We start from the raw sequence: 24506 nt of genomic DNA on the forward strand, positions 1-24506 counted from the left end.
AGCACATGATTCAATCGTATCTATTTCCTGTTTCGTATGCCTTTCTTGCGTTTCCTTTTGCTGCGTTATTGTTTACACTGCCTTTTCTAATCGTGCAATATCGCAGGCATGGCTATATTCACAAGGCTAGAGCATGGCTGCTTTACTTGATGCTTTTATACTTAATGAACGCCTTCTTTCTGGTCATACTACCGCTTCCGGCATCGCGTCATAATGCTGCATTAGCCGGGGGAGCGTTGCAGTTGATGCCCTTGCAGTTCGTTCATGACATTATAAGAGAAACATCCATCTCACCCGCCCATCCCTCCAGCTATGTTCATTTGCTGAAGGAGCGCGCTTTTCTGCAAGTCGTTTTTAACGTTGTGATGACCGTGCCTTTCGGTATGTTCTTACGTTATTATTTCCGTGCACGATGGGGATGGTGTCTGATTCTGTCCTTTATCCTCTCCCTCTTCTTTGAGGTGACGCAGCTGACAGGACTGTATGGATTTTTTGACCATGCGTATCGCGTGTTCGATGTGGACGATCTATTGGCTAATACCTTGGGCGGTATGCTAGGCTTTCTATTAGGCGAATGGTTTTCACGCTTCCTGCCCCGCTTGGAACATCTGGACAAGCATGTGGACATGGCAACGAAGCGAGTGTCCTATACCCGACGGGGCGTAGCCTTTTTCGTGGATTCTATCATATGGATCGGGCTGCTCGGCATCATGGAGTCTCTGCATGTTCCTGCTGCTTTCTGGGTTTCCAGTGGGGTCTACTTTATGGTGGTCCCTTACTTAACGAATGGACGAACTCCAGGGAAATGGCTGGTGCGTATTCATCTTATAGGGACAGGACAACGGATTTCCCTGTGGGGGCTCATCAAGCGTTACAGTCTCTTGTATTGGTTGTATTTTGGACTTAATTACGTACTGGGTGGACCCGTGCTGTGGTCTCAAGTCTCTCCATGGGTAAGTGTTCTGATCAGCCTTTTGTTGTTGGTGATGAATGGATGGTTTTTTTTCCATCTGGTCATACGTCTAATCAAGAAAGCCCCGTTATTTTATGAGGAGCTTAGCCATACTTCGCACCAAATTATATGGCCCAAGCATTATCATCATCCTCAGAATGACACCGCTGATTCGGCAGAGACGTCGGGAGAAAATACCGTGACATGATAACCGAAAGACTGACAACGTGATAAGCACCCGCGATCTACGTTGCATCCAAGCAAATAAAAAACAGGCGAAGCAAAGGAATCTCCTTTGTCCGCCTGTTTTTTTATATTGCGTTGCGTATAGATGTTAGTTCGTTTCCCTTATTTCCACTGTGCAATTTGATCAATAGGCAAACGTGTGGAAGGATGACCATCGTTGATACCTTTACCCATGGAAATGAGCATAACAGGGACATAACGATCTTTTTCCAGACCAAAGGCTTCAGCAATTTGATCCTTTTCAAAACCGCCAATAGCGTTAGTATCATAACCATGAGCGCGCGCTACCAGCATAAGCTGCATGGATACCAAACCACCGTCAATCAGGACTGTTTCTTTGTTCACAACTGGATCAAGCGCTGCAAAATGAGCTGCCACTTTTTCCTGTTGCATTTCTTTAATGTCTTTTGGCATATAGCCCAGTTCTACAGCTTCTCCGAAAATTTGTTCGAAATTATCAAAGTTATTCAAATCCCCAAATACAGCGATCACTGCCGAAGATGTTTCTACTTGACGTTGGTTGAAACGGGCCAATGGTGCCAGTGTAGCTTTACCTTCAGGGCTGTCAATGACGAGGAAACGCCAAGGTTGCAGGTTAATGGAAGATGGTGCGCGTGTAGCTTCTGTCAAAATCTCAGTCATTTCCTCACGGCTGATCTTCACGGACGGATCGTATACTTTTACAGAACGGCGTCCCAGGGCGATTTCTTTAAAATCATTCGTTTTTACAGTACTGGATGTATTCGTATTATTCATTCCAATCTCTCCTTGTCCCTCTGTGGGTATAGTAATGTTAAAAAAACGTTGTCAGTCCATATCAGATATGTGACTATTCATCACTTGCAGCATATCAGCTAGTTGGTGCCGTTGGGTCTCGTCGAAGCTCTGTAGCAGCTGAGCTACAAACTGCGAGCGCTCCTGCTTAAAGATGACAATGCGTGCACGCCCATAATCGGTCAAGCTTACCAAGGTAACCCTGTTGTCCTCTGGCTTCGTGCGTCGAGTGACCATTTCTGTCGCTTCCAGTTGTTTCAAGTGGCGTGTTACGGCTGCAGCGTCAATGCCAACCTCTTTTTGCAGCAGAGTTTGACTAATCTCCTCCACTTGATACAATTTGCACAATAACTGCAATCTGGATGCGCTGACTCCTGCACAACGCTCAAACTTGGAGCTAATCTGCTTGTTCAGCAACAACAGCATGTCAAAAATATACTCAGGCTCGGATGGTGTCTGGGTGATATCAATCTCTCCTCCCTTAAGCATATCGCTGGGTTTCATGATCCGACCTTTGATCTATCAATTATTGATCTATCAATTAATATACATCCTCTTTAAAAATAAATCAAGTCCCTGAGAAAAATAAAGTGCTCTTTGTAAATAAAAGCTGAGCGGCTCACACAGAGCCACTCAGCTTTTATTTTCATTAGCTTACTTATTCAATCATCAATCATCATGTAATAGGAGATAAGGGTTGGTATACCGTTAAGTTAAATAATCCCGTGGGACAGCATTGCGTCGGCCACACGCACAAATCCTGCGATATTGGCTCCGACAACCAGATTGCCCGGCACGCCGTATTCCTCAGCCGCCTTCACACTGTTAGCATAGATATTTTTCATAATATCATGCAGCTTGGCATCCACTTCCTCAAAGGTCCATGACAGGCGCATGCTGTTCTGCGACATTTCAAGCGCCGAGACCGCTACTCCGCCTGCATTGGCAGCCTTGGCTGGCCCGAACAGAACTCCATTGCCCAAAAACACTTCAATGGCCTGTAGCGAGGATGGCATATTGGCACCTTCGCCTACAGCTTTTACGCCATTGCTTACCAGCAGCTGGGCTGCTTGCTCGTCAATTTCATTCTGTGTGGCGCATGGCAGTGCGATGTCGCATGGGATCGACCAGATCCCCGAACAGCCTTCTGTATAGATTGCGCCTGGACGCTCTTGAGTATACTCGCTAATCCGCAGACGATTCACTTCTTTCAGCTGCTTTACCAGCTGCAGATCGATACCGTCTGGATCATAGATGTAGCCATTCGAGTCACTACATGCCACGACTGTAGCACCGAGCTGCTGTGCTTTTTCAATCGCATAAATAGATACGTTCCCCGAGCCGGACACGACGACGCGTTTTCCTTCAAAAGACGATCCCTGAGCCTGCAACATCTCGTTTACAAAATATACACAACCGTAGCCAGTCGCTTCTGTACGTGTGAGACTGCCTCCGTAATGAATCCCTTTACCCGTCAGGACGCCACCTTCATGTCCTCCGCGAATCCGCTTGTACTGCCCGAACATGTATCCGATCTCACGTCCGCCTACACCAATATCCCCTGCCGGAACGTCGGCATCTGGACCAATATATTTATACAACTCAGTCATGAAGCTTTGTGTAAAACGCATGACTTCGTTATCTGATTTCCCTTTGGGATCAAAATCCGAGCCGCCTTTACCTCCACCGATGGGAAGACCCGTCAATGCATTTTTGAAAACTTGCTCAAAACCCAAAAATTTGACGATTCCCAGATATACAGACGGATGGAAGCGAAGTCCACCTTTATAAGGCCCTATCGCACTGTTAAACTGTACGCGGAAGCCGCGGTTTACCTGTACAACCCCTGCATCATCCACCCAAGGTACACGGAAGGTAATGACTCGCTCCGGCTCCACTAGCCGTTCCAGAAGCCCCTGCTGCATATACTTAGGATGCTTAGCCAATACCGGAATTAGCGAATCCAATATTTCCTTGACGGCCTGATGGAATTCATTCTCATGAGGATTGCGCGCGATAACCTTCTCAAAAACGGACTGCACATATTCGGCTGCTGCTTGTTGACTCTGCTCTGGACGGATCATGGTCATTATTTAATACACCCCTTTTATAATTAGCCCCTCTGTTAAATGACGGAACGACGTTATTCTGCACCTTCGAGAGTGGAACTTTATGTATTCATAAAATTTAGTTAACTATACATGATTTTTTATAATAATACATCTAATTCGCCTATAAAAAATTTTTGTATCCTTCATCAAATAACTCTATGAACCTCTCATTGCCTGTTAGTTTATTAAAGCTAAATCCCTTGATTCACGGGCTTTTTTCACGGTTTCTAAGGCCCTAACACCTTACTCCACATGGCATTATAATGTGAACAAATTGAAACTAAAACATACAGCACATCTGGAAAATATGGAAATAAAAAAAAGGCTAGCGCACAGGGCGTAGCCTCTTTTCCCATTCTTTTACACATAAAAGGCTTCAAGCTGACGCACAATTTCTGCTTCGTCATGCTCTACCACCTGCTGATGCTGCGATTTCGAGAACAATTGTTCAATTTGCGTCGGGAACTCCTGCTTGATGTCCACCAGACGAATAGCTTCATCAAATTTGGCCGGATGTGCTGTCGCAAAGGTCACACATACTTCGTCCGCGCCATTATACGCCTCATACGCGGCAATACCGCAAGCCGTATGCGGGTCGAGCAAATAATCGTACTCGGCTTTGTATTTTTTGATCAGCTCCAGACACTGCTCATTCGAAGCACCGAGCGCTTCAAAATCCTGCTGTACCCGTTTCAAATCCTCTGCACTGATCACAATCCGTCCCTCGGTTTTGAGGTTATTCATGTATTCAGATACCTTGGCTGTATCTTCTCCAAGGAAGTAATACAGGTATCTTTCGAAATTGCTCGCCACCTGAATGTCCATCGAAGGACTGTATGTGCTTTTGAAGTCACCTGGCTTGTATTCGCCTGTCTTCACGAAGCGCTCCAAAATATTATTTTCATTGGTGGCAATGATCAGCTTATGGATCGGCAAGCCCATTTTTTTCGCAAGAAAGCCAGAAAAGATATTGCCAAAGTTGCCGGATGGCACGCTGATATTAATCTTTTTCGTACCGGCAGACTCCTGCGCCCGGAAATAAGCATAAAAGTAATATACGGTTTGCGCCAAAATGCGCACAAAGTTAATCGAGTTAATTGCCCGCAAATGATGTTTAGCTTTGAAATCCAGATCGGCAAACAGGTCCTTAATCACTTTTTGACAATCGTCAAAGTTCCCTTTTACAGATAGATTCAGCACGTTCTCATCGTCTACCGTCGTCATTTGCAGTTCTTGTACCTTGCTCACTTTTTGATGCGGATGCAAAATACAGATTTTAATGCCTTCCTTGCCACGCACGCCCTGAATCGCTGCCGCCCCGGTATCACCTGAGGTTGCACCCAAAATGTGAATGATCTCATTCTGCTTCTTGGACACGTAGGAATAAAACTCACCCATAAATTGCAGCGCCACATCCTTGAACGCGAACGTAGGTCCGTGGAACAGCTCCAAAATAGACAGAGAATCGTTGATCTTCTTCACTGGCGTAACTTCTGGATGACGGAAGCTCGCATAACTGCGCTCTACCAGCTGCTCCAAATCTTCACGAGGAATCTCATCATTGATATACAGCGCAAAAACTTCCAGCAGCAGCTCTCTGTAGCTCAATGTTGCCCATTGCTCCAGCGTAGCTGCCGACACGGTCGGAATCTGCTCAGGTACCATCAGACCTCCATCGTCAGCTAACCCCATGAGCACGGTATCAATAAATCCCTTGGCTTCTACTCGACCTCTAGTGCTTATATATCTCATATACATCCCCCAATAAAAATTCAATTCGAACCTTTTTTCGAATATATTATTGTCTATAATACCCTGTCGCGGTGCTGTAACCAAGCCTTTTTTTCATATTTTACAGACTTTCTCCTACTTTACCATACCCTGATGCATCAGGCATCTGTAATCGCTAGGCAATCGGAACGTTAGGAACAGGCCGTGAGTCTGAAAAAAAGCAGGCCGCTCCAGTCATTAGGAACCTGAAATCGAGAGTGCAGCCAGCTTGAGCGAAGGCGATGTGCAGCTTCCCGTAAAACGTAAATCGTTGCCAACTTCCTCCACCTGCTGTAGGACGTCAAAGAAGTTGCCCGATACAGTAATCTGATTGACTGCTCTGACCACTTGCCCTTGCTCAATCCAGTAGCCCAGACAAGCTAGCGAAAAATTACCAGACGCCGTATTCGTACCCGCATGCAGCCCCTGCAGCTCTACGATCATCAACCCGCGATCCGTCTTGCGAATCATGTCCTCCAACGTAGACGTGCCTGGTTCCACATACAGATTATGATACGACACACCAATTTTACCGTTATAGCTGCCCTTGGAAGCATTAGAGGTACTTTCCACCCCAGCCTTGCGGGCTGTCTTGCGGTTATGGAAATACGTCCGTAGTTCCCCGTCCTTGATGATCTCGTTACGATGGGTTGCGCAGCCTTCGGCATCAAACGTACTGCCTGCCGGAACGTTCTCCATCAGCGGATCATCAATTAGCGTAATACGCTCGCTTGCTACCTTTTGCCCCAGTTTCCCAGCCAATCGCGAAAAGCCTTTATCCACCGATTCCGCTGAAAATACCGACGTATACGCAGCCAGCAATTGCGCTGCTGCATCATGACGGAAAATGACTGGATAATTATCCGATTGGATCGTGTGCGCACCCAGCTTGGAAACAGCCTCTTTTACGGCTTTATGCGCCACATTCGCGATATCAATTTCCTCCACACTCCGCAGCGAATAATCATGCCAGCCCCCAGTTACCGTCTCGTCGTTGTCTGCTGCAATCACATACACATAAGCGCTTGCCAGACTTTTGCGACGATGGCAGTGCAGTCCTTTTGTATTTACTATCAGGACCTCATTTTCACGAATGCTGACCGAGCAATGCCGAGCCATCACAATCCGTGGATCTGCGGCAAGCGCTGTGCGCTCCATTTCTAGCGCCGCTTCGATCAGAATCTCAGGAGCCGTGTCAGCCAACGCTGCGGCATAGGCAGGCTGCTCAGGGTAGCTCTCAGAGCCTGCGAACAGCTCATCCTGTTCCTTGCTCTCCAATATATCCGCATTGCTGCGTGCTTCATCCAATAAAAAGTCGATCACGTCCGGTTCCAGCTTCTCTGTAGAGGCATAGCCCATTTTCCCGTTAATGACGCCCCGGAAGGAAAGTCCGCCATTTTCAACGATGGTATATTGATCAATTTCTCCCTTCAGTACCTTTACCGAGGTAGAACGTCCATTTACATAGTAGATTTCCATATCCGCGTAGCCGATTTCCCGGCCTTTTGTGAACAACGCTTCCTGAAATTGCTGAATATTCATCGCCTATTCCCCCTTCCGTCCGCCGACGGTCATCTCGGATACGCGAATTGTCGGCTGTCCGCAGTTGACCGGAAGACTTCCGCTGACTGATCCGCACATCCCCTGACCATGATCCAGATTGTTGCCGACCATATCAATATTTTGTAGGGTTTCAATCCCTTTGCCGATCAATGTTGCGCCTTTGACCGGCTCGGCAATTTTGCCGTTGCGAATCATGTACGCCTCTTCGACTGCAAAATTAAACTCGCTCGTCGAGGTGTTTACCGAACCACCGCCCAGCGATTTGGCATAGATCCCGTACTCCGTATTGGCAATGATCTCTTCACGGGTAGACTCACCATTCGCAATAAATGTATTGTTCATACGGGACGCAGGCGCGAATTTATAGGACTGTCTTCGTCCTGACCCTGTCGCAGATACACCCATCTGGCGCGAGCCCATGCGGTCGATCAGATATCCTTTTAAAATGCCGTTCTCAATTAATACGTTGCGCTGTGTCGGCGCTCCTTCATCATCGATATTGAGCGAGCCCCACGCGTTCTGAATCGTTCCATCATCTATAGCCGTGACAAGCGGTGAAGCCACCTGTTGCCCGATCTTATTCGCAAACACTGAGGTTCCATGAGCCACCGCCGTAGATTCCAACCCGTGTCCACATGCTTCGTGAAAAAGAACGCCGCCGAAGCCGTTCTCAATTACGACCGGCAGTCTGCCACTAGGTGCATATCCCGCTTTAACCATCGTGGACGCAATACGAGCGGCGTGTCTGGCATTTTCTTCGATATTCAGATTCTCCAGAAATTCAGTCCCCGCATACGCTCCCGGCCCACGGAAACCGGACTGTCTATGCTCCCCATCAGTCGCAATCGCGCTTATTCTCATGCGTGTATACGTACGGGTATCCTCCACCAGTAGCCCGTTGCTATTGGCGATCAGCACGTTTTGGATTGAGTTACTGATCCCAATGGAAGTCTGCGTGATGGAAGGATCATATTGGCTTGCTGCCTCATGCGCCCGTCTCATCATGTCAATCTTGGCGCGTTTCTGTGAACCGTCAGGAATGATCGCAATTGGATGTTGGTTAGGGATCACATGGGGATGGAGTGTAATCGTGTGTGTACCTGGCGCTCCACCGCCGCGAATGGCCTTGGCGGCCGATTTGGCCAGTCGAATCAGGCTCTGTTCGCTCAAATCACTGGTATAGGCGTACACCGAAAAGTGCTCCTTCATGATCCGAATGCCAATCCCAAAATCCCGGCCTGATAATGCCGTATCCACGACTCCCCCGGTCATGCCCAGTTGTCCATTGGTGCGGTCCTCGACGAACACCTCTGCAAAATCCCCGCCCGTCTCCAGCGCGGCTTGCAGCATATCCTGAATCTGTGTTGGATGTATCATCACGTTCCTCCTCGTTTTTGCCATGTTTCTTATTGTACGGTTATTCGTTCAAGATAATATGCGGGTTCATATTTATTTCCCATAACTTTACTATACATGATGTTGGGAGTGGGTGTAACTATCTGGGTGGCAAGTGGTTTGGAGGAGGTGAAGATTTATGCGCGGGGATGGAGGGATTGAAATGAGAAAACCCGATTAGACCGTGAAGGGTCATGTCGGGTTATTGAGAAAATTGATTACTGGTTGGGTTGAGCAAGTACGTGCATATGAGGCCGCTACGTAGACGGATCATTCTTCCGGTCGCTGTTGCCCCCAGATTTTTTTGATTATAGTTTAACGGTAAAAATCCGGGTTCAAAGGCGAACACTCCGCTTCTTCAGAACGATTCCGTCCCCTCCGCTGCTAAGCTTGGGTTTGCTTTATTTTGTTCGCCAAAATACTTTTTTTCAAACGAACTTTAAACAATTCCCTGCGAAGGTCCAGTTCCATGATATGAAGATGGTCGGCCGCTTCTTTGACGGTTTCCATGTGAAGTACGCTTGCCTTTTGAGAAATAATAGCCAGCGCATCCCAAATGAGCTTTGTGCATGTTTTAAGTCTCTCTATGTGTTCGTCTTCTTGCTGCACCAAGTTCTCGTATTCTTCAGCAGTATTTTCAGATGAGTTTGTATGTTCCATGCTCTTTAGTATCTTAGGTTGGGTATCCAAGTTACCATCTCCTTTTTATTCAAAGTGTAGCAAAGGATGATAACGGATGTGGTACGTGGATACGTAGCAATGAGAGAATAATAGATAAGATTATTAGAACAATTTAGTATGCAAGATAAAATAAGACTCTTTGACATTCCAAGATAAGGATTATTTCAAACTTAGAAGCTATAAAAGTACAACTAAATGAATAAATATTATTTCAATACCTTAAACCTCGCACTGTTCTTCAGTCTGTCGCTACATTATATTTTCAATTACATAAGTATCATTTCTATTCAAAATCATTAGTCCCGTAAAATAAATTATTTGATCTTTCTCGCCAAATGGCTGTACCTTAAAAGAAATACCTTCTTCACAAAATAAGCTTCACTTATAATAATTGAAAAAAGAGCTGTCGAAACAGCTCATGATACTTCATAATCACACGCTTTATGTTACTTTTTTTGAAATGGGGATCCATATTTCACTTTTGAAAGTCGGTGAGGTTATATCTTTACTCTCATTCCATAGGATTTCCGGGCCTTCTATTTGTTCATAGTTTGAGGATGGGAACCATTCGGAATAAATACGTCCCCACACATCTTGTAGCGCATCAGGAAATGATCCGATTGCTTCGAATACTGCCCACGTTGAGGCAGCAACTTTAAGTTGTGTTAGGTTATCCGGACACTCCTTTGTTGTTGCAACGCCAATATAGTGATCAAGCTCCCCTTTTTCCTCCATTCTACCTTCAGAAAAGTTCGTGGACGCACTAAGCAACCCCATAGGCTCGACATTAGAAATTCTTTTAAGATTATTGATCGTTTCACCATCTAAACTTTCCCACATCGCAGCAATCTCTGGATTGACTCCGTTGAAAATAATGGGAACTCTTTTTTGGATACCAACGATGCAAAATGCCCCTTTTTCTTCAATTCGATAGTTCATTTCACTTCCCCCTTTAATTGATAACTGGAAGGTCATTCGTGGATAAGCTTTAAGTGAACGGCCATTAATTCTGGCTTCAGACGGCGTTAATCCATGTAAATTTTGAAAAGCTCTTGTAAAAGAATCTGGTGAATTGTACCCGTATTTAATCGCGATATCAATAACCTTTACATTGCTATCTTTAAGCTCAAATGCTGCAAGAGTGAGGCGTCTGCGGCGGATGTATTCTGATAACGTAACACCTGCAAGAAAAGAAAACATCTTTTTAAAATGAAATTCAGAGCAGTAAGCCAACCTTGCTACCTCTTTAAAGTCAATTTCGTTAGTCAGGTTTTCTTCAATATACTTGATTGCTTCATTCATGCTCTTAAGCAAATCCACTATATGACCTCCTTCATCAATAGAATAACAGTAGTTGAATGTATCCATCCGACAATTCCTGCACAATTATGTAGGGTCTCTTCTTCTTCATAAGTTTAGTACACAAACTTATATAACATAACTAATTAAGTGAGAATATCTTTAATAATCAATGCCCTTTCAATAAAAGATCCACCTCACCGTATTTATTGTAATTAATATATGTTCCATCAATAAAGATTTTCATTATTCGGTATAACCAATGGGTTATTCTGTAAACTAAATCTCTCTTTCAACCGATAAATACATATGCTGGGTTGTTACTTAAATATCACCTCTCGTTCCTTTATAACGTACAAACCTTGTAATACATATCTATCTTGACTGACAGATACACCCATCTGCTGGCTTCTATAATCAGAAGCAATTGCAAAATGACGTGCTTCACTTGGAAATACCCATCACATATAGAAAGGAGTTATGAACTCACTTGAGCGTATTATTAGATGGGATTGGATATGAAAGCCTACGCTTTTATGGTCCCTTTCAGCCACTACACATTGAACAACTTCAAATAACACGCGCCATTAACGATCATGCCTATTTACATATCAGTGGGTTACTCTCCGAAGAACAAGGAGCTGCATGCATCAGACAGGATATGGAGCAAGAGCCAATTGTGATTCGTCCGTTGAATGATCAGGGACAATCGCTGAGAAGATTATTCCATGGGATTGTTACGTGTATGTCCGTACACTGTGTGCGAGGCGTGTATACATTTGAACTGGAAGCAGCTTCCCATTCGTACCAGATGGATATTAAGCGTAAAAGGCGCTCCTATCAAGATATTCACCGCATCTATGATGATCTGGTCACAGCACTGGTTCGAAAATATAAGTACGGAGATGCCATTGATACGGTAAGCAATTATGCCAAACTAGAGACATTTGTTTTACAATATGATGAGACCGATTGGGCGTTTTTAAAACGCCTCGCTTCTCGCTTTGGTTCCGTACTTGTGCCAGAGGTAACCGCAGCCTCGCCCAAGGTTTTCTTCGGGATGCCAGAAGGCAAGCAGCATAAGGTAGAGCGGGATGTATTTTATCGAGTACGGAAAACGTTTCATGAGTTGGATGCGGAAAAGCCCGGAGAACGTGCTGGCTCGTATGTCACCTATATGATCGAAAGCCTGCAATTTTATGCACTAGGCGACCTCATCACGTTACCCATTGGACAAGGCAAAGAACTGGTAGTGGTTCGAGCCGTGACCACACTAACAGATGGCTTGCTGCGCACCCGTTACGATCTTCAAGCCGAACAGGATATCCGCTATGCTCGGTATGAAAACGATCAGGCCACCGGGATTTCGCTGACAGGAACGGTGCTGAAGGTACAACAGGATTTCGTACAGCTTCAACTGGACATCGACCCGAAGCAAGATCCTGCCAAAGCCTGCTGGTTTCCGGTAGCCACCCGTTATGTCGCCGAAGAACATAGTGGCTGGTACGATATGCCTGAAATCGGGGAACAGGTGGAATTGTATCTGCCTACCCACCGCGAACAAGATGCCTATGTAACGGATTCACTGCGACAACAACGCCACACCAATGGACAGCCGAATGTGAAGGTATGGCAACATGTACAAGGTAGCGGCGTAGAAATGTCTGAGCATGAGCTGACCCTATCCACCTCCGGTGAATTTTCCATTACACTGCATGAAAGTAGCGGCATTACCATCGACAGTCCGGAGAATGTGCAGATTCAGGGTGGTCATGTGAAGCTGGGTGCAGGCGAGGAACTATCACTCGAAGCTGGCACGGCGCTATACTTAAAAGGTGGAGCCAGCAGCATGGTACTGGATGGTGAGACGGATACCAAAGCTCCAGTGATTTATCAGGAAGGTACGGTGAAAGCTCCTGTTTTCGTGGCTGACCTCCCTCCTGTTCCAGAACCGCCATTGATGAGCATCAAAGCGTACGAGGCGGCGCAAGTTCCATCAGCAGCTAAGACATCATCAAGCAGCACTCCTACCGCCAAAGTAACAAGTCCGGCTGCACTTCAACAGGCCAACTCTTTGTTGGGTACGGTGTCCAAGCTATTAGGCTCCATTCCAGTGATGGGAAAAGTGGCTGGTGTTGTTGCGGGAGCTTTAGGTGGGCCTGCGACGGGTCTCATTCTGAAAGCAACCGCAATGATCCCCGTTCGGAGCAAAGGAACAAGTCACGCTGGAGGTAGTGCTCCTAAAGGTGGTTTGCATCCACTGAAGCATCTGGCTAGTTTAGCACTCCAAGGGCTAATAAGCCAATACGAGCATGAGCGGGCTAAGGAAGCCTACTATAGCAAGTGGATTTTAGGGAAAGTATTTACGAGTGCACGTCATATAGCGCATTCTGGTGGCCCATTAGAACTGGTTCAAAACCTGCTGAAAGAGTCAAATGCCATAGCTCAAGCGTATCAGCAAGTTCCTAAAAACATTCAGAAGAAATGGCTCCGAGATTATGAGGAAAAACAACGCCTTCAAGCAGCACAAACGCAGAAACATGAGAATCCAAAACTGGCATTATGGAGAGAAAGAAAAACTAGTGAATATACTTCATATTGGAATCAAACTAATTATTTTACAGCCAACTGGTGGCAGGATGAAAATAAGCTAAAACAAGCAGAGCAAGCACTGCGTACTGAAATTACAATGCAGCGCAAACTATCACTGTATGATATTAAAGATCCTAATAAATTGGCCGCCATCCAGCGTATCGTCAATGCAAAAAGAACACACGTATGGGATGAAGGAACTCTCAATGCCATTGAAGATGGTTTGGTAGCGATGGGTGTGGACTCTACAAATGCTATTGAGTTGGACAAAGAGAAAATGGATGCACTCATTACTCGATACAATCAAGGCTTTATTGGACAAAAATCTGGAGATTACATGGAAAGGACAGGCTTAAGCGATTTAGTCGAAGAAACGACTTATGGGATTGTAGCAGCCCGTATCGGTATGGGGAGTGCGGGAAGTTCTCCTGCTAGGTCCAGCCAGCCACCTATTGCAGAGAATCCGCCTGCAAAACCCAATCCAAAAGGTGGTCCAGGTGTAAACAGGCCCATTGATGAGTTCAATGATTCGGCGATTTATAATGGGGCAAATTCAAGTAGACCTAAGGAGTCACCTAAACTACCAAATTCGAGCAAGCCCGCTGAGGGAACGTCAAAAACCGGGACTTCTAATAATGGGCAATACTCAGGGAAATTGGTAAAGGTTCCTAAAGAGGATGAAGCAGCTGATATGTTGGCAGAAAAACTAGGTGGAGAATCCAGAGTTAAATTTAGTAATGACCCTAAGGGACGTGAGTTTGATACGGTAAGCGACCAGTACATTGCTCAAACCAAACCACCGTTGAACAGTTTAGATAAGCAATTTAGAAAACAAGCGAAGGCTACGATCGAAGCCGCAATTGAAACGAACAGAAAAGCATATTTTCACTTTGAAGGTAAGCCTGATGACAGAGTGCTAAGACAACTTAAAGAATATGCCGAAAGATATGGTGTAGAAATAATTATTGATACTAAGCCCCTAATACCATGAGAGGATGAGTAGAAATGTTTGAGTATCACGGGTGGGTAACCATCAGAGAAAGTTCCTCATTTGAAGATGATGATGAAAAATTATCGTTAATTATTCAAGATATACAAAACTTTTTGAATGAATTGGATTGGTCTTCTGGTGTTCTGGATTTAAGAGCTGTAAATGGAGATTATCAACTCTGGATAGCAGGTCTTAACAATCATAAACCTACTGCTAAACATAATCCAATAGAAGTATTAAAAAAGGTAGGGGAGTTTGCCCCAGGTTCATATGGAGTTTTATATATAAGGGATAGCGATGATATGAAGTTATTTAATGAATTTAGGGTTCATGCGTTAATTCGAGGTGAACTGACTGAACACACGGACCCCTTCTTGTCTCCATTCATACCTAAAGTAGAAGATGACTATGAGGATTGAAATGTTTTAAAACAGAACGACAGATTTCCCCCAGACAGTAAAACTAATCACTATAGCCAACAAACGCAACATAAAAAACGAAAAATTGATAAAATCTCAAAGGCTTATTCCAACTTGATCCAGTAGTAGGAATAAGCTTTTGTAATTTCGAATGATAAAAGCAAAAAACCGCTCAATGGGTGGGTTTCAGTATAGAAACGTGAGGAGTTTTCCCCTTTTCCAAACTTTTTTGCTATGCATTAATTACTATTACTCCTCAAGCCTTACGAACCAAGATTTGAAGAGTAATTGGTTTGTTACTCATTCCAAGCAATCAAGCATTATTTCTTAATGTCAACATGTAATATTCCATTGATCGTAGTTGTATTTACTATAACTCCCAGAACTTCCGAAACAAATCTAAGAGGAACCATAACCCGATTTGGATATTCCGGCATAAGCGGAGCATTCCGCATTATCTTTTCTTCACCGTTCACGTATGCAACTTTGCTACCCAAGGTTAATCGTATAATTGTACCATTCTTCGATTTAATTGTAACTTCTTGTGTAGGTCTGTTCCATGTGACAGACTCTCCCAAGTCCTCAGATATAATTTAATAGGGGCATATACGGTGTTTGTGGATTTCTCTCTAAGTGGATGTTAATGAGCTGTTATCTACAAAAACTTCAATATTATAACTAAATTTAGATCCCGCATGCGCGCTCTCAACTGAGACAGAAGAAACGAGAACAAAGATAACAGCTAAGGGCAAAATTATATGTTTAACATGGTTTATTACCTCTTCTCTATTTATCAACTAGCCCTCATTGAGGAGCTAAAACACCGATGCACCCTTATTCAATATTACTAACAGCGCTCAACATGCCTTATGTGGTGATAATGATACCTTATTTTCCGCCAACTATTCGGCATCCGAATTTCTATTACACCATTTCAGCAGGTACTGGACGGAAATTCACAAACGGCGATAAGTCTGTGTTCTATCATCCAGAAGCAGGGATGCATGAAGGGTCAGACATTGGATTATCAAGTGGTCAGACAGGCAAAGTCAAGGTAAGGGGATCTGATTATAAACCATTACCCGGCGGTAAGGCTACATTATTCAAAAATAAAAGGGGGTTGTTGTGTGTGGAGAAAATATCCATAGAAAAACTCATGGAGCTATACGTAAATACGATTGATAAGTGTGGAACATATCTGCTAAGCGAGGATGATATGGTAATTGGGTACAATACCTTTGAAGAGTTTGATACAGGGGTAATTTCATTTTTACACGCTGATATCTTACAAAAACTTAATCATGCAGGACTAATTAGTGATGAGATGGTGTATAAAGTTCTATTTTAAGAAACTTAGTTCTAGAATTACAGCAAGGCGATAATTGGAATGTTAATGCAGTTAGAAATTCACCTGATTGGAGGAATGTACTTGAACTAGCTGATGAAATCAAGGGTTGCTTGGGCGGCTGCTTAAAAAGCCCTACCCAGTACCGAATGATTCCATCATTCAACCAATAACACATACAACCCATGTAATATCCGTATAAAGATTTCTACATTTTGATTGTATACACATCAAATGCTTTAATTTCATAACCTAAATAATGCTTTTCAGTTATATTGAACAGGGTGACTAGAGGCCGATAATATTATTATGGAATGAATAAAGGTATACAAGTGGAGATGAAAAGAACGCAAGATTATTGGGAAGCAAAGACAAAGCAGGATTACTGCCAAAAGATTCTCTTAATGAGTATGCAGTGGGAAATTGCGCAGAAGTAGATGCAGTGAATCAAGCACTGAATCAAAAGGCTAATGTGAATGATATATATACTATTAAAACAACTCCACACGAATTTGGAGCAGCAAAAATAGCTTGCGAAAACTGCACATTTACTTTTAAAGGAAATAGTGCTGACGCACTAACCGGATGGTATAAAGGAGACTAACGATTTTGAACATGGAAAAATTTAGGCATATTTCAATGAGAGGTAGAGTTGCATATGGTATTAGCTGCTTTGAGAACGCTATTATAGCCTTGAAATATGACATTAATGATTGGAAGATCGTTTTGAATTATTTATGGGAATTTACTAATATACAATACTTGGATGATTGGAATGATATAGTCGTCGAATTAATTCCTGAGAATTTAACAGAATTCAAAACATACGAGGAGGAAGAGTTTGAGAAGCTGAGTAAAGATGAATTCATATATTTGTATAACTTATATCAAAATATTGATGGATCAGTCGATGCCTTAGTGCGAGGTATTTATGACCTTGGTATCAGTCATACGTACACTTTGATCGAAGGATACGGCGAAAGCAGTTTGAAATCTTTGGAGAGAGTTATAAAGCTCATGATAGATTACAATTTTCCATTGCCAAGTATCGACCCATTTCTAAAATTTTCTATAGAAGAAAATAGAGGATGGGGTGACAAGTTTGATGGTACAAAATTCTCTAAAATCCTTTAACATAAAGAATGATTAGTTTAAGTGTACCTAAACATTATAATTTTAAAAGCTTATTCCAACTTAAATCTATGAGTAGGGATAAGCTTTTTTCTAAAGATCTGGATGATTTATATACACACAGTTAGCCCTATAGCAGATTCTACAAAAATATTGTCGTGATCACAATCACGGTTTAGACTGTAAATTTAAGTTAAAATACAAACAATTTTAAATTTATTTCATCTAAAATCAAAGGCACTATGATGGATCACAAAGAAAAAACAAGGAAGTGTACAAAGATGAAAAGAACAGATTTACCTCTTGTCTATTCTTGTTCTGGATGTTCCTCCGCAGCACAAACCGCTAACATGATCGCTATACAAATGGATCGAGAAAAAGTCGCTGAAATGTCCTGCATTGCTGGTGTTGGTGGTGATGTCAAACCACTTGTCAGAACAGCAAAATCGGGACGTGACATTATTGCAATTGACGGCTGTCCCTTGTCCTGTTGCAAGAGTTGCTTAGCAAGGCATGAAGTTCAAGCCAAACACCATTTCCTGCTGTCTGACTTTGACGTACCCAAGATAATAGGAGAAGATCCTAACCCCGATCATTATAGGAATGCTTATACACAAATCTTAGAACAAATTGGACAATAATTCTTAATCAAAATGAAGGTGTGTATCGAAGGATGGCTTACCTTTTTTTTAATTCCTTCAAGGTATTGGAACATCATACAGTAAAAGTATATCTGGCTCTTATTATGTAACAATATCGTAAATTAGTTTTTACTGGTGGCTCCTAACACTTCTTTAAGGGCCACCAGAATTTCTATTACATCATTTCAGCAAACTGTCACTTTTAATAATTTCACCAAAAAAATGATTGCATTTATTCTCCACTAAAGCTTTTCGCCCATTCAGCAACCCTACGACTGCTTTCTTCTTCTGACAAATCCTCGATCCTGGTCATAATAGACCATCTCACTCCACAAGGATCCAATATACTTCCGAATCGATCACCTGAAACAAAGTTTGCAACTGGTTCCCTTACTTTCGCTCCTCTTGCTACCGCATTTTCAATGACCTGATCAACATTCATAACGTAAATTCCTAAAGAATAACACGCATTGTCTTCATCTGGCGGCAAGACCAATTTATATGCCGGATTCACTGCTCCCAGCTGCAAAAAACCATTTCCAAAATCTAATTCAGCATGAACAATTATTCTATTGCCATTCTCATCAGGATATTCAGTAATATCCTTAACCCTTGCATTGAAAACCGTTGTATAGAACTCTATTGCTTCCGAAGGATCCTTCACTGTAATAAAAGGGGTAATAGATGTAAAGCCGTTGGGTGTTCCCTTCTTTGTATATTTACCTGACACTCCCACATATTCTCTGCTTTCAGTCATTTATACTCCTCCTTTAAATGATCGTAACAGTTCTATTTTGTGCTTATACCTTTATTGGATTGAATTCATCAACTCATAGTAATATTTGGATGCGCGAGTCTTATTTAGACTATACCAGGCTTCTAATGTTTTAGAAGAAAACACACCCAGAGCTTTCAAGACGTGTACGGAAAATTCCAACGGAGCTGTTCCAGATGCAGTGATCAGTTTTCCATCCGTTACAGCAGACTCCACTTTGTAATAATTTTCGCCCGTGTAGGTGGGACAGGTCATTTTGAGATATTCCAGGTCATTGCTTGTATGCCAACGTGAATTCAGCAATCCTGCCTGGGCAAGTCCCATGGTAGCACCACAAATCGCTGCAACCCATATCCCTTCCTCTAAACACCTTTCAGCAATTTTTAAGATCGGTTGATGAATGGTTTCTGTCCATGTATTTCCACCGGGTAAAATCAATATATCCGTACTCTCAATGCTGCACTCATCCAGTTTAATATCAGGCAGGATTTTCAATCCGCCCATTGTAGTTACAGGAGTCTTTTCCATTCCCACGGTAACTATTTTGGATGGAAACAGCCCCTTTTTATAATATCTTCCCGAGTTCAGTTCGGCAGTTAAGTAACCGATCTCCCAGTCTGCCATGGTGTCAAACACATACAGATATACCGTACTATTCATTCACAGGTTCTCCTTATTTTATAATTTATCAAGTGATACCAGCCCTCGGTAATCCATGATTATCCTCATTATAAAAAAGCTTCACTGACATCCGCTGTCAGTGAAGCTTTTAACGTTGATAATATTCCATTAACTCCGACGCAACAGCAACAAGTTTTTTCTTCAAACTCTGTGGTTCGATGACTTGAATGGATTTCCCATAGGGTAGGAGTAAATAAGGGACATATGTATGAAGTGATTTTTCCTCAAGCAAAAAGATGGCTTGATTGGATGTCCGCTCTTTCAGATGATGCCCCAAAAACCAATGCAGACATAAGTCATCCAATGCCTCTGGCCTGCCTTCGATCATTAAAGAAATTAAACCGTCCTTGCCTACTAAATCAGGCAACAGATTTTGCATAAAAAATTCACGGGCCGAAAAAGCTTCGGAACGCTTAAATAGGATTGGAGTACGCTTGATTTGTAGAATCCGATCTGCCCGAAAGCTACGGATCTCATTTCTTAGGTGACAAAATGCAACAGTGTACCATTTGTTGTTCCAGTAAACCATTCCATAGGGGTCTATCACCCTATTCTTGGGTTGTTCTTCATGGCTTGTGCGATAATCCATTTCTACAGAGAATTCGTTGGCTACAGCTTGCTCCAATTCCGCCAATATCGGCTGAAGAGAAGGTTCTCCCATGCGGTTTATCACTTCAAATCCGGCTAAATGACGGCTAAGTATACTTTCCTGCTCTTGATTCGAATACATTTTCAATTTTGACGTCGCACTGCTTAACGCCTCACTCAAAGGGTATCCAGCCTCTTTTGCAAAAACAGCAGCATGAAGGAGTGCCTTTTTCTCCTCCATATCAAATAGTAAAGGTGCTCTAATAAAATTATTCAGCAAGCTATACCCGCCATTATGACCCGTGTCGGATATTATCGGCACTCCACTGGCACATAGTGCATCAATATACCGATAAACTGTCCTTATATTTATTTCTAACTTTTCGGATATTTGTTTTGCAGTCATTTTTACGCCCGAATTCAACATCCATAGAATGGCCAGCATATTATCGTTTTTTGGCATAACCTGAACCCTCCTCTCTCATTAAAGCACAACTTTTATAAATATCTTTGTATACTCCTTCTTACCACCTATTATATGCTTTTTTCCAGCTTATACTTCCCTCTCATATCTTCTAATTCCAGATTTACACATAGTAAATACCACATCTAATGGGCCATTCTGTAAACTAACTCTCTCTTTTAACCGATAAATACATATGCTGGATTTATCATTAACAACATATCTAGCTGAGAATCTCATAATAACATTTACCAAAAACAACTATAGAAGGAGACATCTATGGAAAACACCGTGACGTACGGTCATATCGAAATCATGCCTTATGAATTTGTCCGCCTTCATGAACTTAAAATCCTAAAAACAGTCAATGATCATGCCCGAATGATCTGTACAGGTATCATCTCGGAGAAAAAGCGCGAGCTATATGTGCGTGCTTCGGATGAGGAAACCCAGGTCAAAGCTTTTGTTACAGACAAAAATGGCAATCGACAGCCCCTTTTTCGAGGCATTGCCTTGGATGTAGAGGAAAAAGTCGTTCACGGGGTCCATTACCTAACCGTCGAAGCCATATCTCATACCTACGAGTTAGATATTAAGCGCCATCAGCGCTCTTTCCAGAATCCTAAGCTTACCTATACGGGTCTAATCGAAAGTATTGTATCGGACTATTCCAAAGCCGAAGCCATGGATGTTGTGTCCCATAAGAAGCCCATCGGCACCTTTATTATGCAATATGATGAGACCGATTGGCAGTTTCTGAAACGGATGGCCTCCCACTTCTACTCTCCGCTCATTCCTGCGGTGGGCTATGGGGTTCCCAAGTTTTATTTTGGCCTGCCTATGGGACTCAGCAAAGGAGAAATACAATCTACCAATTATAAAGTCACCAAACGGGTTGCGGATTTTCAAACCGCCTCAGAGAACCATATCCCCGGTGTGCGTGATGCGGATTTTATCCAGTATGAAGTTGAAACGGAAAAGTTGCTTGAGCCTGGCTATGAAGTAACCTTTCAAGGTCATAAGTTGATCGTAGCTGAGGTGCTAACGGAGATGAAAGACGGGGTGCTGACCCATACCGCCAAGCTGTCACCACGAAGCGGCTTACGTCCAATTAAAGACTACAATCGCTCCATTATCGGCGCTTCCATTCATGGCAAGGTACTGAGCGTTCGTCGGGACAAAGTACGCGCCCAGCTCGATATGGACGATCAGCAAGACCCGAACACGGATTACTGGTTTCCCTACTCTACCATTTATGCATCTGCGGATAACACGGGCTGGTATTGTATGCCTGAGGACGGGGATAGCATCCGTATCTATTTCCCCAGTTATAAGGAAGAAGAAGGATACGCGATCAGCTCAGTTAAAAGAGAACCGCAGCCTTCCACGGGAAAATCTTCTGCGACTTCTGGACATGCCACAGCTTCTACTTCGTCTGCCGGATCAAAATCTTCTTCAGCCTTGTCCGCAGCAGCTCCTGCGCCAGATCGAATGGCTGACCCTGCCATTAAGACGCTGCGAACCAAATACGGCAAAGAAATCATGCTCGCTCCGGATCAAATCGTTATTTCCGGGAATGGCATGTCTATTGTCATTAACGATAAAACAGGCATTGATATTGTAAGCGGAAAAAATGTGAGCATTAGTGCGGCTTCGGATATTGTTATGAGTTCCGGTAACATCCAGCTTTCCGCCGGAAAAATTGAGCTGTCTGGTAAAGGCAACACGATTACGCTGGATGACAAAACCACCTTCTCCGGCACGGAAATTAAGATGAACTAACGGAAGGTGAGAACTAGCAGATGGATAAACAAGCGGCGTTACACCATTTTAAAGAGCATCATTTTACACCTTTGCTGGACATTCAGTTGGACATGCTGGAAGCCAAGTTTCAGCGCTGCCAAGCTCAACTGATCTTCGACTTCAAAGAATCGTTCAGGGATTTGTGTATACACATTTTGAGCATGCAGCAACAAGGTCAAAAACAACCCATTGGATATATTCACTACTCGTTCTTGCGCACTCAGATGCTGGAGCAATCCTACCTGTATATGGTCGAGGCTTACTCTGCTGAATGGTACGAAGATGATTCCGATTGCAAGTTAACCTATGACGCATCATGGGCTTACGCAGCAATGAATACCATGTTGGAAACCTTGGAGCAGGAACGAAAAATATATATGGGGACGATCACTTCAGTGGACGTTGAACGACTGATGTTGGAATCCGCTCCTTTTTTTCACCAGTTTGTGAACTCCCTCCTGCGCTTAGGGATGGCAGAAGTGGTTCAAATGCCTGAGTATCTCGCCATTTATAAAGCTGATCGTTTAGCTATCCGAACGGGCGAGTACAAGGATATCAGCGAGAATCTATATGTCGAAGATCAGGAAGCACTTCTTGCAGATCATGTGAGAGAGCAATTGATACATTCCAGTGAAGAAGAACCCTATGTTTACGAAAACCTAAAGAGGCTCTCTCTTCCCCTCCTTCACCTAATGCAAAAGGATTTGCGCTATAACGATTTTAGCCACAGTGACTTACGGGAAAGCCAGTTTCACAGCTGCATATTGATCGGAAGCATCTGGCAACGAGCGAATCTGGAAGGAGGCAGCTTTGGGGGATGTCTACTGACCGATACGGATTTTAGATATAGCGATTTGAGAGGTGCTAACTTCAATAGTGCCAGCGGACAGCCGTATCGGGAACATGGAGTTCGGGTGCCGGGGCTATGTGGGCTTCATTTCGAACACGCCAACCTGGATGGGGCCGATTTTACAGATGTACATTCGTTTGAACATGCATATTTTGAGGGGGCTTCGATGCAAGGAACTCTTGTCCCACGAAAGTACCAACAGTATTGGAAATTAAGCGAAGCACAGCGTCAATCTATTGTGTGGACGGAATAAGGAGGAATGTGTATGCGCCATTATTATGTGCTGGTCGATGATCATCGTATTTCCCGAAACATTAAACCGATGAATTTAGACCTTTTTAAAACGCCATTTGTTGGCATGCCTCCGGCTCAGGTTTTAGATGTTCATGCGACAGAAGATGCCGAGTACACGGACTGGCTACCGTTTTCACCCTCACAACCGCTATTTTCCGATCCTATGAAACGGATTCTAGAACTATACAATACCCAAGCTCGTTTTAAGCAGTTGTATATCGTGAACCGGGAACCCAGCCGTCAGGAGCTATATTGGATTCCATCTGTTACCTCCGTGGATGGTATTTCGGAACAGACTGAATTTTATCCGCATGATCAAACCCTGAAACGCCTTGTGCTGGATAGTCAAAAGGTGAATGGACACCATTTTTTCAGACTCTCCAACGTGAGGGAACCTTATTTCATCATTAGCTTAGAGGCTGCTGAAAGTTTGCTGCGACGGAGTTTGAGTGGTTTTCGGCTACAAAAGCTAGAACTCTTATAAGGAGGTTCAACCTTGACGGAGCATTGGGATGAATTTTTTTTGAAACTGCATCATCAACAAACGTTGAAAGAGCAACTAAGTACAGCGGAAAACGATGAAAGCTGGATGATGATATCTATTGAAGCGGCGATGGAGGGAATTTTGAAAGGCTCACTAACCCTACCGAATGAACAGGAAATTCGATTTCAAACCCTTTCTGTCTTTGAAAATCAACACACCATTTCCCTGCCTGACTCTCTTATTCCAGAAGTTCGGGCTGGACAGACGGTAGATCCGTCGAAAAGCTTCGTTGTTCAGGACAAGCTGGGTGGAATCCTGTTAGGTCTGCACCAAAGCAGGCAAGAACTGAACCCCACGCAAATAGAAATCTATCAACAGCAGATGATTGAGCAAACGAGTCGCGCACAACCAAGTATGAAGCTCGTGGATGAAAAGGCTCTTTCTATTCATGATACCGTCATTGGTTGTTATGAAGCTATTTTTCTAGTTTCCCCCTCTCCCTATTATCAGATTGTCTTTGTGCGTTCCTGGCATGGCAAGGCTGTGATCGGAAGTTGCCAATTTAAGCTGGAGGATGCTCCCCTCTGGGTTCCCTTAACCTATGCCATGCTGCACACCGCAACATGGTCGGAGCTTTCTTGATTCTATACCTTTTATT

At 43.5% G+C, this 24506-nt stretch carries 23 protein-coding genes; 11 read left to right on the forward strand and 12 right to left on the reverse strand.

What is annotated here, in order from left to right; translation table 11 throughout:
- Positions 1 to 5: 5 nt before the first annotated feature.
- The gene (locus MHI21_RS18265; protein ID WP_342418682.1) at positions 6 to 1160 is read left to right on the forward strand and encodes a VanZ family protein; all 1155 of its coding nucleotides are present in this window, start codon (positions 6 to 8) and stop codon (positions 1158 to 1160) included.
- 140 nt (positions 1161 to 1300) lie between these two features.
- Here MHI21_RS18265 and MHI21_RS18270 read toward each other — a convergent pair whose 3' ends face one another.
- The 8 genes from MHI21_RS18270 to MHI21_RS18305 all read right to left on the reverse strand — a co-directional run bounded on the left by MHI21_RS18270 (position 1301) and on the right by MHI21_RS18305 (position 10812).
- Entirely contained in the window at positions 1301 to 1954 is a 654-nt protein-coding gene (locus tag MHI21_RS18270; protein WP_023989745.1) for a nitroreductase family protein, read from the reverse strand.
- A 51-nt stretch (positions 1955 to 2005) separates the two neighbouring features.
- Positions 2006 to 2398: a MarR family transcriptional regulator gene (locus MHI21_RS18275; RefSeq protein ID WP_311083590.1), complete on the reverse strand. Its 393-nt coding sequence runs from the start codon at positions 2396 to 2398 to the stop codon at positions 2006 to 2008.
- A gap of 287 nt (positions 2399 to 2685) precedes the next feature.
- A complete protein-coding gene (gene gdhA / locus MHI21_RS18280) occupies positions 2686 to 4062 on the reverse strand; it encodes an NADP-specific glutamate dehydrogenase (protein WP_342418683.1) in 1377 nt (458 codons plus the stop codon).
- Between the two features lie 381 nt (positions 4063 to 4443).
- The gene (gene thrC, locus MHI21_RS18285; RefSeq protein ID WP_322174465.1) at positions 4444 to 5835 is read right to left on the reverse strand and encodes a threonine synthase; all 1392 of its coding nucleotides are present in this window, start codon (positions 5833 to 5835) and stop codon (positions 4444 to 4446) included.
- A gap of 216 nt (positions 5836 to 6051) precedes the next feature.
- Positions 6052 to 7395: a TldD/PmbA family protein gene (locus tag MHI21_RS18290; protein ID WP_342418684.1), complete on the reverse strand. Its 1344-nt coding sequence runs from the start codon at positions 7393 to 7395 to the stop codon at positions 6052 to 6054.
- Positions 7396 to 7398: 3 nt separating this feature from the next.
- Positions 7399 to 8793, reverse strand: a complete 1395-nt coding sequence (locus MHI21_RS18295; protein WP_342418685.1) for a TldD/PmbA family protein — start codon at positions 8791 to 8793, stop codon at positions 7399 to 7401.
- A 402-nt stretch (positions 8794 to 9195) separates the two neighbouring features.
- A complete protein-coding gene (locus MHI21_RS18300; protein ID WP_238808089.1) occupies positions 9196 to 9501 on the reverse strand; it encodes a hypothetical protein in 306 nt (101 codons plus the stop codon).
- Positions 9502 to 9933: 432 nt separating this feature from the next.
- The gene (locus tag MHI21_RS18305; RefSeq protein ID WP_165178619.1) at positions 9934 to 10812 is read right to left on the reverse strand and encodes an AraC family transcriptional regulator; all 879 of its coding nucleotides are present in this window, start codon (positions 10810 to 10812) and stop codon (positions 9934 to 9936) included.
- A gap of 469 nt (positions 10813 to 11281) precedes the next feature.
- Between MHI21_RS18305 and MHI21_RS18310 the strand changes: the two genes are divergently transcribed.
- Together MHI21_RS18310 and MHI21_RS18315 are read left to right on the forward strand one after the other, a co-directional pair.
- Positions 11282 to 14374, forward strand: a complete 3093-nt coding sequence (locus MHI21_RS18310; RefSeq protein WP_342418686.1) for a restriction endonuclease fold toxin — start codon at positions 11282 to 11284, stop codon at positions 14372 to 14374.
- A 14-nt stretch (positions 14375 to 14388) separates the two neighbouring features.
- The gene (locus MHI21_RS18315; protein WP_165178620.1) at positions 14389 to 14793 is read left to right on the forward strand and encodes an Imm7 family immunity protein; all 405 of its coding nucleotides are present in this window, start codon (positions 14389 to 14391) and stop codon (positions 14791 to 14793) included.
- Between the two features lie 320 nt (positions 14794 to 15113).
- Here MHI21_RS18315 and MHI21_RS18320 read toward each other — a convergent pair whose 3' ends face one another.
- Positions 15114 to 15371 (reverse strand): copper amine oxidase N-terminal domain-containing protein, encoded by a 258-nt coding sequence (locus tag MHI21_RS18320; RefSeq protein WP_341163465.1) that lies wholly within the window; start codon positions 15369 to 15371, stop codon positions 15114 to 15116.
- Positions 15372 to 15619: 248 nt separating this feature from the next.
- Between MHI21_RS18320 and MHI21_RS18325 the strand changes: the two genes are divergently transcribed.
- The 4 genes from MHI21_RS18325 to MHI21_RS18340 all read left to right on the forward strand — a co-directional run bounded on the left by MHI21_RS18325 (position 15620) and on the right by MHI21_RS18340 (position 17910).
- Positions 15620 to 16141, forward strand: a complete 522-nt coding sequence (locus tag MHI21_RS18325; protein ID WP_342418687.1) for a hypothetical protein — start codon at positions 15620 to 15622, stop codon at positions 16139 to 16141.
- Positions 16142 to 16496: 355 nt separating this feature from the next.
- Positions 16497 to 16742 carry a hypothetical protein gene (locus MHI21_RS18330; RefSeq protein WP_238808093.1) on the forward strand — a complete coding sequence of 82 codons (246 nt, stop codon included), beginning with the start codon at positions 16497 to 16499 and terminating at the stop codon, positions 16740 to 16742.
- A gap of 11 nt (positions 16743 to 16753) precedes the next feature.
- Positions 16754 to 17272: a hypothetical protein gene (locus tag MHI21_RS18335; protein ID WP_238808114.1), complete on the forward strand. Its 519-nt coding sequence runs from the start codon at positions 16754 to 16756 to the stop codon at positions 17270 to 17272.
- A gap of 278 nt (positions 17273 to 17550) precedes the next feature.
- Positions 17551 to 17910, forward strand: coding sequence for a putative zinc-binding protein (locus MHI21_RS18340; RefSeq protein WP_029515604.1), 360 nt, complete (start codon positions 17551 to 17553; stop codon positions 17908 to 17910).
- Between the two features lie 232 nt (positions 17911 to 18142).
- Here the strand turns inward: MHI21_RS18340 and MHI21_RS18345 are convergent, their stop codons facing one another.
- The 3 genes from MHI21_RS18345 to MHI21_RS18355 all read right to left on the reverse strand — a co-directional run bounded on the left by MHI21_RS18345 (position 18143) and on the right by MHI21_RS18355 (position 20417).
- Positions 18143 to 18667, reverse strand: a complete 525-nt coding sequence (locus tag MHI21_RS18345) for a VOC family protein (protein WP_342418688.1) — start codon at positions 18665 to 18667, stop codon at positions 18143 to 18145.
- 51 nt (positions 18668 to 18718) lie between these two features.
- On the reverse strand, positions 18719 to 19345 hold the full coding sequence (locus tag MHI21_RS18350; protein WP_342418689.1) for a type 1 glutamine amidotransferase family protein: 627 nt from the start codon (positions 19343 to 19345) through the stop codon (positions 18719 to 18721).
- A 109-nt stretch (positions 19346 to 19454) separates the two neighbouring features.
- Positions 19455 to 20417 carry a YafY family protein gene (locus MHI21_RS18355; RefSeq protein ID WP_342418690.1) on the reverse strand — a complete coding sequence of 321 codons (963 nt, stop codon included), beginning with the start codon at positions 20415 to 20417 and terminating at the stop codon, positions 19455 to 19457.
- A gap of 279 nt (positions 20418 to 20696) precedes the next feature.
- Between MHI21_RS18355 and MHI21_RS18360 the strand changes: the two genes are divergently transcribed.
- From MHI21_RS18360 to MHI21_RS18375, 4 genes are read left to right on the forward strand one after another with little or no spacing between them, the layout of a single operon-like run.
- Positions 20697 to 22199, forward strand: coding sequence for a hypothetical protein (locus MHI21_RS18360; protein ID WP_342418691.1), 1503 nt, complete (start codon positions 20697 to 20699; stop codon positions 22197 to 22199).
- A gap of 20 nt (positions 22200 to 22219) precedes the next feature.
- Positions 22220 to 23323 (forward strand): pentapeptide repeat-containing protein, encoded by a 1104-nt coding sequence (locus MHI21_RS18365; protein WP_342418692.1) that lies wholly within the window; start codon positions 22220 to 22222, stop codon positions 23321 to 23323.
- A 12-nt stretch (positions 23324 to 23335) separates the two neighbouring features.
- Entirely contained in the window at positions 23336 to 23848 is a 513-nt protein-coding gene (locus tag MHI21_RS18370) for a hypothetical protein (RefSeq protein ID WP_023989775.1), read from the forward strand.
- 12 nt (positions 23849 to 23860) lie between these two features.
- The gene (locus MHI21_RS18375; protein WP_165178626.1) at positions 23861 to 24490 is read left to right on the forward strand and encodes a hypothetical protein; all 630 of its coding nucleotides are present in this window, start codon (positions 23861 to 23863) and stop codon (positions 24488 to 24490) included.
- Positions 24491 to 24506: the final 16 nt, after the last annotated feature.

Origin of the sequence: Paenibacillus sp. FSL H8-0168 (genome assembly GCF_038592955.1) — a bacterium.
Lineage (GTDB): Bacteria > Bacillota > Bacilli > Paenibacillales > Paenibacillaceae > Paenibacillus > Paenibacillus polymyxa_B.